The organism is Venenivibrio stagnispumantis (assembly GCF_900182795.1).
Lineage (GTDB): Bacteria > Aquificota > Aquificia > Aquificales > Hydrogenothermaceae > Venenivibrio > Venenivibrio stagnispumantis.
Map to the genome: position 1 here is coordinate 12,979 of NZ_FXTX01000008.1, position 10,137 is coordinate 23,115.

Annotated in this window: 12 protein-coding genes and 5 tRNA genes; 13 read left to right on the forward strand and 4 right to left on the reverse strand. The window is 33.3% G+C overall.

The features are described 5' to 3' along the window. Positions 1-66: 66 nt before the first annotated feature. From murA to guaA, 4 genes are read right to left on the reverse strand one after another with little or no spacing between them, the layout of a single operon-like run. Positions 67-1,359 carry a UDP-N-acetylglucosamine 1-carboxyvinyltransferase gene (murA, locus tag QOR43_RS04095; protein ID WP_265134320.1) on the reverse strand — a complete coding sequence of 431 codons (1,293 nt, stop codon included), beginning with the start codon at positions 1,357-1,359 and terminating at the stop codon, positions 67-69. A 4-nt stretch (positions 1,360-1,363) separates the two neighbouring features. Continuing rightward, entirely contained in the window at positions 1,364-2,191 is an 828-nt protein-coding gene (gene prmC / locus QOR43_RS04100) for a peptide chain release factor N(5)-glutamine methyltransferase (protein ID WP_265134319.1), read from the reverse strand. Beyond that, on the reverse strand, positions 2,188-3,357 hold the full coding sequence (locus QOR43_RS04105) for a class I SAM-dependent rRNA methyltransferase (protein WP_265134318.1): 1,170 nt from the start codon (positions 3,355-3,357) through the stop codon (positions 2,188-2,190). Before QOR43_RS04105 ends, prmC begins: the two co-directional genes overlap by 4 nt. Positions 3,358-3,360: 3 nt before the next feature. Next, positions 3,361-4,899, reverse strand: coding sequence for a glutamine-hydrolyzing GMP synthase (gene guaA, locus QOR43_RS04110; protein WP_265134317.1), 1,539 nt, complete (start codon positions 4,897-4,899; stop codon positions 3,361-3,363). A 159-nt stretch (positions 4,900-5,058) separates the two neighbouring features. On the opposite strand from guaA, the gene QOR43_RS04115 reads away from it, so the two are divergent. The 13 genes from QOR43_RS04115 to rplL all read left to right on the forward strand — a co-directional run bounded on the left by QOR43_RS04115 (position 5,059) and on the right by rplL (position 10,111). Continuing rightward, a tRNA-Thr gene (locus QOR43_RS04115) sits at positions 5,059-5,131 on the forward strand. A gap of 6 nt (positions 5,132-5,137) precedes the next feature. After that, a tRNA-Tyr gene (locus QOR43_RS04120) sits at positions 5,138-5,220 on the forward strand. Between the two features lie 5 nt (positions 5,221-5,225). After that, positions 5,226-5,298, forward strand: a tRNA-Gly gene (locus QOR43_RS04125). Positions 5,299-5,363: 65 nt separating this feature from the next. Beyond that, positions 5,364-5,436, forward strand: a tRNA-Thr gene (locus QOR43_RS04130). 105 nt (positions 5,437-5,541) lie between these two features. Then, positions 5,542-6,732, forward strand: coding sequence for an elongation factor Tu (gene tuf / locus QOR43_RS04135; protein ID WP_265134306.1), 1,191 nt, complete (start codon positions 5,542-5,544; stop codon positions 6,730-6,732). Positions 6,733-6,744: 12 nt separating this feature from the next. Next, a complete protein-coding gene (rpmG, locus tag QOR43_RS04140) occupies positions 6,745-6,894 on the forward strand; it encodes a 50S ribosomal protein L33 (protein WP_265134316.1) in 150 nt (49 codons plus the stop codon). Positions 6,895-6,903: 9 nt separating this feature from the next. After that, a tRNA-Trp gene (locus QOR43_RS04145) sits at positions 6,904-6,976 on the forward strand. Positions 6,977-6,989: 13 nt separating this feature from the next. After that, complete coding sequence (gene secE, locus QOR43_RS04150; protein WP_265134315.1) at positions 6,990-7,181, forward strand: preprotein translocase subunit SecE; 192 nt, start codon at positions 6,990-6,992, stop codon at positions 7,179-7,181. A gap of 3 nt (positions 7,182-7,184) precedes the next feature. Next, on the forward strand, positions 7,185-7,928 hold the full coding sequence (nusG, locus tag QOR43_RS04155) for a transcription termination/antitermination protein NusG (protein ID WP_265134314.1): 744 nt from the start codon (positions 7,185-7,187) through the stop codon (positions 7,926-7,928). Positions 7,929-7,963: 35 nt separating this feature from the next. Next, the gene (rplK, locus tag QOR43_RS04160; RefSeq protein ID WP_265134313.1) at positions 7,964-8,401 is read left to right on the forward strand and encodes a 50S ribosomal protein L11; all 438 of its coding nucleotides are present in this window, start codon (positions 7,964-7,966) and stop codon (positions 8,399-8,401) included. A gap of 6 nt (positions 8,402-8,407) precedes the next feature. After that, positions 8,408-9,136 carry a 50S ribosomal protein L1 gene (gene rplA / locus QOR43_RS04165; RefSeq protein ID WP_265134312.1) on the forward strand — a complete coding sequence of 243 codons (729 nt, stop codon included), beginning with the start codon at positions 8,408-8,410 and terminating at the stop codon, positions 9,134-9,136. A gap of 13 nt (positions 9,137-9,149) precedes the next feature. After that, positions 9,150-9,692, forward strand: a complete 543-nt coding sequence (gene rplJ, locus QOR43_RS04170; protein WP_265134311.1) for a 50S ribosomal protein L10 — start codon at positions 9,150-9,152, stop codon at positions 9,690-9,692. A gap of 35 nt (positions 9,693-9,727) precedes the next feature. Then, positions 9,728-10,111, forward strand: coding sequence for a 50S ribosomal protein L7/L12 (gene rplL, locus QOR43_RS04175; RefSeq protein WP_265134310.1), 384 nt, complete (start codon positions 9,728-9,730; stop codon positions 10,109-10,111). Positions 10,112-10,137 lie beyond the last annotated feature (26 nt).

The window sequence follows — 10,137 nt, forward strand, 5'->3', positions numbered from 1 at the left end:
TATTGATTTTTCGTAAAATAATATTAAAAACCTGACAATTTTTGTCAAGATTAATAGCGATTTTTGTCATTCGTTTATCTCTCTCCAGAGGTTTGCACCTATATTTTTTAGTTTTGTGTCTATATGCTCATAGCCTCTGTCAAGGTGATAGATATTATGGATTTTTGTTATTCCATCGGCTACAAGGCCAGCTATTACCATTGCAGCACTTGCTCTTAAATCTGTTGCTTTTACATCTGCTCCGGTTAACTCTTTTATACCTTTTATTATTGCAGTTCTATCTACTATCTTTATATCTGCTCCCATTCTGTTTAGCTCTGAGACATGCATAAATCTATTTTCAAATATATTTTCTGTTATCTGGGATACACCATCTGCAAAACATAAGAGCGTCATAAATTGGGCTTGTAAATCTGTAGGAAAAAGAGGATATTCTTTTGTTTGTATATCTACCGGTTTTAATCTCTCTTCTCTTTTTATTATCACTTTATCTTTATCTACCGGTAAAATATAAATACCTATATCTTTAAATACTTCATTTACATATTCTAAATATTCCATAGGATAGTTTTGTATTATTATCTTTCCATCTGATAATGCTGATAAAACTGCAAATGTTCCGGCTTCTATTCTGTCAGGGATTATTGTATGTTTTGTGCCGTTTAGCTCTTTTACGCCGTTTATTACTATTCTCGGTGTTCCTTCTCCCTGTATATCTGCTCCCATCTTTTTTAACATTTTTGCTAAATCTACTACTTCCGGTTCCAATGCAGCATTTTCTATAATTGTTTGTCCTTCTGCAAGGACTGCTGCCATCATTATATTTTCTGTTCCGGTTACTGTTATTTTTTCAAAGAATATATGGGCTCCTTTTAGACCTTTCGGTGCATAGGCTTTTATATATCCGTGTTGTAGCTCTATTTTTGCTCCCATCATTTCAAGGGCTTTTAGATGCAAATCTACCGGTCTTGCTCCTATGGAACATCCACCGGGAAGGGCTACCTCTGCATAACCAAATCTTGCAACCATAGGGCCAAGCACAAGTATAGAAGCCCTCATTTTACTAACTATATCATAATTAGCCACAAAAGATTTTGGCGAAGATAATCTAAAACTACAAACATTGTTATCTATACAATCTATATGAGAGCCTATATCTTCAAGAAGCTGTTTCATTAATTTTACATCTAACAAATCCGGAAGATTTTCAAGAATCACTTCTTTATCTGTTAGTATTGTTGCTGCCATATTAGGAAGGGCTGAATTTTTTGCACCGGATACTCTCAAAATACCTTGTAGTTTTCTTTTTCCTTCTATTACAAGAACTTCTTTTTGCATTTTTTCCACCTGTGTTATCATTTTATCATCTCCTTGCAATTATTACCCTTTCTATATCTTGCAAATCTTTTATTATCTTTATATCTTCATATCCATAAGATTTTAAAATCTGTTTTACTTTTTCTGCTTGATTGTATCCTATCTCAAAAGCTAAAAATCCATCTTCTTTTAAATAATTTTTTGCTTGCTTTATTATTTCTTCGTAAAAATAAATTCCTTCTTTAGAAATTAATGCTTCTTTTGGTTCTTTTTTTACTTCTTCTTGAAGATATTCATATTCTTCTTCCGGTATATATGGCGGATTAGATACTATAAAATCAAATTTTTCATCTATATTTTCAAAAAGATTGGATTTTATTATTTTTATTCTATCATAAAGCTTTAATATTTTAGCATTTTTTTCCGTTATTTTTAATGCTTTTTCAGATATATCCGTTGCATACATTCGTAGATTTTCTCTATTTTTTAAGAGTGATAATGATACTACCCCGCTACCGGTTCCTATATCCAAACCTATTATCTCTTTATCCGTAGGCAGTATTTTTAAAATCTCTTCTACCAAAATCTCTGTTTCCGGTCTTGGTATTAATACTCCTTCCTCTATATAAAATGTTATCCCGAAAAACTCTTTTTTATTAATAAGATAAGCAAGAGGATATCTCTTTGCCCTTTTTTCTGCTACTTTTAACACTTCTTGATAATTTATTATATCTAAATCCGGCTCGGTTATTACTTTATATTTTGGTATATTTAAACTTTCTGATATTATTATTAATGCTTCAAGCTGTGGATTTGGAATTTCTGCTTCTTTTAATTTATTTATAACTTTTTCATAAAGCTCTTTTAATTTCATAATTTTTGTATAAGTAAGCCTTTTAAATATAAAGAGTTTGGTATATTTAATATAAAAGGATGGTCTATATCTTGAAATAGATGTTCTAAAATCTCTATCCTTGTTTTTGTATCTACCGATGCAGATAAGGCTGTATTTTTTAAATCTTCTAAATCTATATGATGGGAGCAGGAAAAAACTGCTATATAACCATTTTGCTGTAGTATTTTTAAAGAATTTAGTATTAAATCTTTAAATCCTCTTAATGCTCCTTCTTTTTGATTTTTTGATTTTGCAAATGCCGGTGGGTCAATGATTATCATATTATAGATATTTTTGTTTTTTCTTTCTTCTCTTAAAAAATCAAAAGCATCTGCTTTTATTGCTTGAATTTGGGTATTATTTAATTTTGCATTTATATCTATCTGTTTTATTGCTTCTTCTGATATATCTACTGCTTTTATCAGGGATGCTCCTTTTGATTTTGCATATAAACTAAATCCACCTACATTAGAAAATAAATCAAGAACTTTAAAATCTTTTTCTATATATTCAGATACTATTTTTCTGTTCTTTCTTTGGTCTAAAAAAAATCCGGTTTTTTGTCCTGATTTTAGATTTATCCTAAATTTTATATTATTTTCTTCTATATATATATCCTTCGGAACTTCTCCATATATAACTTTTTCCTCTGTTTGTAAGCCTTCTTTTTCCCTTGCTTTTTCATCTGATTTTTCATAGATACCTTTTGGTGAGATTATATCTATCAATGCTTTTATTATAATATCCCTAAACTGCTCTATTCCAAGGGTATTGAATGCTACCGATAAATAGCCATTATAATAATCAACAATTAATCCGGGTATATTATCTGCTTCCGAATGGATAATTCTAAACGCATTGCTATTTTTTATTCTTTTTAATCTTTTTTGATATGCTTCTTCTATATTTTTATAAAAAAAATCTTTATCTATATTTATATCTTCAAAAGATAAAACTCTAAAAGTTATTTTGCTTTTTGTGTTGATATATCCAATTGCAAGAAATTTTCCGTTTGGCGAATATGCTTTTACAATATCTCCATCTTTTACGGATTTTGATATCTCTTTTATCTCTTGGTTATATATCCAGGGGTTTAATGCTTTTATCTTTTCTATACCGGCTTTTTTTAAGATTATTTTTTTCAAATTTTACTCCCACTCAATAGTAGCCGGTGGTTTTGAAGATATATCATAAACTACCCTATTTACGCCTTTCACCTCATTTATAATTCTTCTGCTTATTATATCTAAAACATCATAAGGAAGCCTTGCCCAATCTGCTGTCATTCCATCTGTGCTTTCTACTGCTCTAACTGCAATAACTTTTTCATAAGTTCTGTAATCTCCCATTACTCCTACTGTAAATACAGGAAGTAATACTGCAAAAGATTGCCATAAATCTCTATATAAACCGGCTTTTTTAATCTCTTCAACAACGATTGCATCGGCTTCTCTTAATATATTTAAATCATTTTCATTAACTTCTCCTATTATTCTGATTGCAAGACCGGGTCCCGGGAATGGCTGTCTGTAAATTATTTCTTCCGGTAATCCAAGCTCTTTACCAAGCTCCCTCACTTCATCTTTAAATAACTCTCTAAGTGGTTCTATTAGCTTTAAATTCATTCTTTCAGGTAATCCGCCTACATTATGATGGGTTTTTATTACAGCAGAAGGTCCTTTTACAGATACACTTTCTATAACATCCGGATAAAGTGTTCCCTGAACTAAGAACTCAACATCTTTTATTTTTTTAGCTTCTTCTTCAAATACCTCTATAAATAGATTTCCTATTATTTTTCTTTTTTGCTCTGGGTCTGTTACTCCTTTTAAAGCATTTAAAAATCTATCCTTTGCATCTACTACAATAAGAGGAATATGAAAATTATCTCTGAATGTTTTTTCTACCTGCTCCCTTTCTCCTTTTCTAAGTAATCCGTTATCTACAAATATACAGGTAAGATTATCTCCTATAGCATTATGCACTAAAACTGCTGCTACTGAAGAATCAACCCCACCGGATAAAGCACATATAGCTTTTTTATTGCCAACTAAATTTTTTATCTCAACCTGCTTTTCCATTAAGAAATTGCCCATTGTCCAATCTTGAGAACATCTACATATCCTTACGGCAAAATTTTTAAGAATTTCTTTTCCAAGATAAGTATGGGATACTTCCGGATGAAACTGGACACCCCATATTTTCTTTTCTTTATTTCTTATTGCAGCATAAGGTGCATTAAATGTTCTTGCAATTACCTCAAAACCTTCCGGTAGTTTTATAACCTTATCTGCGTGGCTCATCCATACATGCATATGATTTGGTAAATCATAGAATAAATCTTCGTGGTCTAAAATATCTATCTCTGCTTTTCCATACTCATGTTTATCCGATTTTACAACTTCTCCACCAAAAATATGGGTTATAAGCTGTAATCCATAACATATTCCAAGTATCGGAAGCCCAAGGTCAAAAATTCTTTTATCCGGAAAAGGTGCATCTTTTTCATAAACAGAAGCAGGACCACCGGATAATATTATTCCTTTTGGATTGTGGGATTTTATCTCTTCAACTGAAGCATTAAACGGCAGTATTTCACTATATATATGTAATTCTCTAATTCTTCTTGCTATAAGCTGTGTATATTGAGAACCAAAATCTAAAATAACTATCCCTTGATGACTCAAAACTATACTCCTTTATTTTTAAGATTTTTTAGATTATAATATTTTAACACACTCAATGATGACCATTTTATAAATGTTAAAAAAAGTTAAAAACTATTGACAAAAATAAGCAAGAGGATATATAATATTATTTGCAATTTTGCAATGGTTCTTGAATAGGCCGGTGTAGCTCAGTCGGCAGAGCAGGTGATTTGTAATCACCAGGTCGTGGGTTCAAGTCCCACCGCCGGCTTTTGATGGAGAGGTAGCCAAGCGGCCAACGGCAGGAGACTGTAAATCTCCCGGCGCAAGCCTGCGTAGGTTCGAATCCTACCCTCTCCATATATGCGGGAGTAGCTCAGTTGGTAGAGCATCTGCCTTCCAAGCAGATGGCCGCGGGTTCGAGTCCCGTCTCCCGCTCTCTTATCCGTTAAAAAGGACGCAAAAGGATAAGTTCGTCTTTTTGCGTCTTTTTATATTTTTATGCCCAGGTAGCTCAGTCGGCAGAGCACACCCTTGGTAAGGGTGAGGTCGCGGGTTCAAGTCCCGTCTTGGGCTTATGAATAGCAAGAATATGAGTGTTAAAGTTTAAAAGATTATAAATATGGAAAGATGAGACGGAAGATTAAAGATATTATAGATTTATATCCATAGGAGGAAATTATGGCAAAGGAAAAATTTGTAAGAGGAAAAGAACATTTAAACGTAGGAACAATAGGACACGTTGACCATGGTAAAACAACATTAACCGCTGCTATCACTTATGTTTTATCTAAAAAAGGTCTCGCTAAATTCGTTGGATACGGAGATATTGATAAAGCTCCTGAAGAAAGAGAAAGAGGTATTACTATTAACATAACCCACGTTGAGTATGAAACTGAAAAAAGACATTATGCCCACGTTGATTGCCCTGGACACGCTGACTATATTAAAAATATGATTACCGGTGCTGCTCAAATGGATGGTGCTATCCTCGTTGTTTCTGCTGCTGATGGCCCTATGCCTCAAACTAGAGAACACGTTCTTCTTGCCAGACAGGTTAATGTTCCTTATATCGTTGTTTTCTTAAATAAATGTGATATGGTTGATGACCCTGAATTGTTAGACCTCGTTGAACTTGAAGTTAGAGAGTTATTAAATAAATATGAATTCCCTGGAGATGAAGTTCCTGTTATTAGAGGTTCAGCACTTGGTGCTTTAAATGATGACCCTAAATGGGTTGCTTCTATTGAAGAGTTATTAAAAGCTATGGATGAATATATCCCAACTCCTCCAAGAGAAACTGATAAACCTTTCCTTATGGCTGTTGAAGACGTATTTACTATTACAGGAAGAGGTACAGTTGTAACAGGAAGAGTTGAAAGAGGTGTTTTAAAAGTTGGTGATGAGGTAGAGATAGTAGGACTTTCTGATGAGAAAAAGAAAACTGTAGTAACCGGAATAGAGATGTTTAGAAAAATATTGGATGAAGCAGTAGCTGGAGATAACATAGGGGTATTATTAAGAGGTATAACAAAGGATGAAGTAGAAAGAGGACAGGTATTGGCAAAACCTGGAACAATAACTCCACATAAGAAATTCAAAGCACAGGTATATGTGCTTAGCAAAGAGGAAGGTGGAAGACATACACCATTCTTCTTAGGATACAGACCACAATTTTATATGAGAACAGCAGATATAACAGGGACAGTAGTAGGATTACCGGAAGGACAAGAGATGGTAATGCCTGGAGATAATGTAGAATTAACAATAGAGTTAATGGTGCCTGTAGCTATGGAAGAGCAGATGAGATTTGCTATTAGAGAAGGTGGTAGAACTGTTGGTGCAGGTGTTGTTACACAAATTATTGAGTAAGAGGGCTGAAAAATGAGAGAAATAATAACCTTAGCATGTACAGAATGTAAAAGGAAAAATTACACAACAACAAAAAATAAAAGAAAACATCCGGAAAGATTAGAGTTAAAAAAATATTGTAAATTTTGTAAAAAACATACTCTACACAGAGAGATTAAGTAATATTTGGTCGGGGTAGTAGCTCAATTGGCAGAGCAGCGGACTCCAAATCCGCAGGTTGAGGGTTCGAGTCCTTCCTGCCCCGCTTGGAGAAAATGATGTCTATAAAAGAAGGTATTAACTTTTTAATAGAAGTTAAAGAAGAGCTAAAAAAAGTTACATGGCCATCTAAGGAGCTTGTAAAAAATGCTACGATAGCAGTGATTGTTTTTACCTTACTTGTTTCTCTTTATCTTTGGGGATTAGATATAATTTTTTCAAAAATAATAACATTTTTATTAGAGAGGTAATTGATGCCTGAAGAAAAAGATGAGAAAAAGTGGTATGCTCTCTATACCCAATCTAACTTAGAAATAAGAGCAAAAGAAAATTTATTAAAGATGCTTGAATTAAATAACCTTTCTGATTTAGTTGATGAGGTTTTGGTTCCGGCAGAAGAAAAAGTTGTTATAAAAGCTCTTGGAAAAGAAAGATATAGATTATCTTTAAAAGGTGCAAATAGAGAAATACCTGTTCAAGGTAAAAAAGGAGAAACAATATTTGTTTTAGAAGATGGAACTGTAAGGGTAAAAGAAAGCGTACCTGGAGATGAGGCATGTGTAGCCCATAGCCCAATCTCAAAGCCTGGACAAAAAATCAGTTGTAAAGAAAACAGAACGGAAGCTAAAATTATTTTAGAAAATAAAGTTTTCCCGGGATATCTTTTAATAAAAGCTAAATTAACAGATGAGTTGATAGATTTAGTAAGAAAAACTCCTTATGTTATTGGTTTTGTCAGTGCTGGTGGAATACCTGTTCCTCTTGAAGAAAAAGATGTTATGAAAGTTCTCGGACAGATACAAAAAGGTGCTCCAAAAACAAAAAAATTATTATTTGTAAAAGGTGATAATGTAAGAGTTATAGAAGGTCCATTTATGAACTTTACAGGTGTAGTTGATGAAGTAATCCCTGATAAAGAAAAATTAGTTGTTTTAATAAATATTTTCGGAAGAGCAACACCGGTTGAACTTGATTTCTCCCAAGTAGAGAAAATTTAGTCAGCCGGGAGAAAAATTTCAAGGAGGTGTAATTTATGGCAAAGAAAGTAACAGGAACAGTTGAGCTACTTATTCCGGCTCAACAAGCATCACCATCTCCACCAGTTGGTCCTGCACTTGGACAACGTGGTGTAAATATTATGGAGTTTGTTAAAAGTTTCAATGCCGCTACGGCAAATATGAAACCGGGAACATTAGTTCCGGTTATCATCACTGTTTATTCAGATAGGTCTTTTACTTTTGTCCTCAAAACTCCACCGGCATCTTATCTTCTAAAAGAAGCGGCAGGTATCAAAACAGCTGCATCTGACCCTAAAAGACAAAAAGTCGGCAAAATAACTGTAAATCAGCTTAGAGAAATCGCAGAAATGAAACTAAAAGACCTGAACACAGAAGATATTGAAGCTGCAATGAGAATTATTGCCGGTACTGCAAGAAGTATGGGAATAGAAATTGAAGGATATAAGGGGTAAGAAGCCATGGCAAAAAGAGGAAAAAAATATTTAAAAGCTTTGGAATTGATTGATAAAAATAAAGCATATTCTTTGCCAGAAGCAATAGAAACATTAAAACAGGTAGAAAATGTTTTACAAAGAAAATTTGATGAAACAGTAGAGCTTATATTTAGACTTAATGTTGACCCTAAGTATGCAGACCAGATGGTAAGAGGCTCTGTTGTTTTACCTCATGGGCTTGGAAAAGAGTTAAAAGTGCTTGTTTTAACACAAGGTGAAAAAATTAAAGAAGCGGAAGAAGCCAGTGCAGATTATGTAGGTGGAGAAGAACTAATAGACAAAATAGCCAATGAAAACTGGATTGATTTTGATGTTGTTATTGCTACACCTGATATGATGCCAAAAGTAGCAAAGCTTGGTAAAATACTTGGGCCAAGAGGATTAATGCCAAATCCAAAAGTAGGAACTGTAACAACAGATATAAAAAGAGCTGTAACGGAAGCTAAAAAAGGTAGAGTAGAATTTAAAGTTGATAAAACAGGAAATCTACATGTTCCAATTGGAAAAATATCATTTGATACAAATAAACTTGTAGAAAACGCTCTTGCTGTAGTTGATGCTGTAATTAAAGCAAAACCTACCGGTATAAAAGGAAATTATATTAAAAATGCTGTAATCAAAACAACAATGAGTCCGGCTGTAAAACTTGATGTTGCTCAGCTTCAAAAATCTTTAGAAGCTAAGGTAGCTTAATTAGGAGGCGAAAATGGCTGTTTTAGAAAGAAAATCAATACAAAAGAAGAAAGAGATAGTTCAAGAGCTAAAAGAAAAAATAGAAAAAGCTCCTATCGTGATACTCCTTGATTTTAAAAAGATAGATGCAAACTCGGTTGCAGATTTCAGAAAAGCCTTAAAAAAAGAAAATGCAGAGATGAAAGTTGTAAAAAATACACTTTTATATAGGGCTTGCAATGGGACACCACTTTATGATAAAATAGATATCTTCAAAGAGCAAACTGCTGTTATATTTGGTTATGGAGATATAGTAGCACCTGCTAAATTATTAAAAGAGTTTTTAAAAGGAAAAGAAGAAGCTAAAATTAAAGCAGGTCTTGTAGAAGGTGCATTTGCTACTGCTAAGGATATAGAAGCTGTTGCATCTTTACCAAGCAAAGAACAGCTTATTGCTCAGCTTCTTGCAGTTATGCAGGCACCTATTACAAACTTTGTGCGTGTGCTTAATGCACTGCCGCAAAAAACTGTTATGGTTTTAAATGCTATAAAAGAGCAAAAAGAGAAACAAGGTTAATTTTTAAATAAAATTTTATAGGAGGTTTAAATAGTATGGCAACAATTTCAAGAGAAGAAATCAAGGAAGCTATCAAGTCTATGACTGTATTAGAACTCTCTCAACTTGTAAAAGAGTTAGAAGAAGAGTTTGGAGTTTCTGCTGCTGCTATGGTAGCTGCTGCTCCTGCTGCTGTTGGTGGTGCTGCTGCTCCTGCTGCAGAAGAAAAAACAGAGTTTGATGTAATACTCACAAATCCTGGAGCTAACAAAATTAATGTAATTAAAGTTGTTAGAGAAATTACAGGACTTGGATTAAAAGAAGCTAAAGATTTAGTAGATGGAGCACCAAAACCAATTAAAGAAGGCGTTTCTAAGGATGAAGCTAACCAAATCAAAGCTAAATTAGAAGAAGCTGGTGCTACTGTCGAAATTAAGTAATTTTAGCAATTTGTTTAGTAAAACAG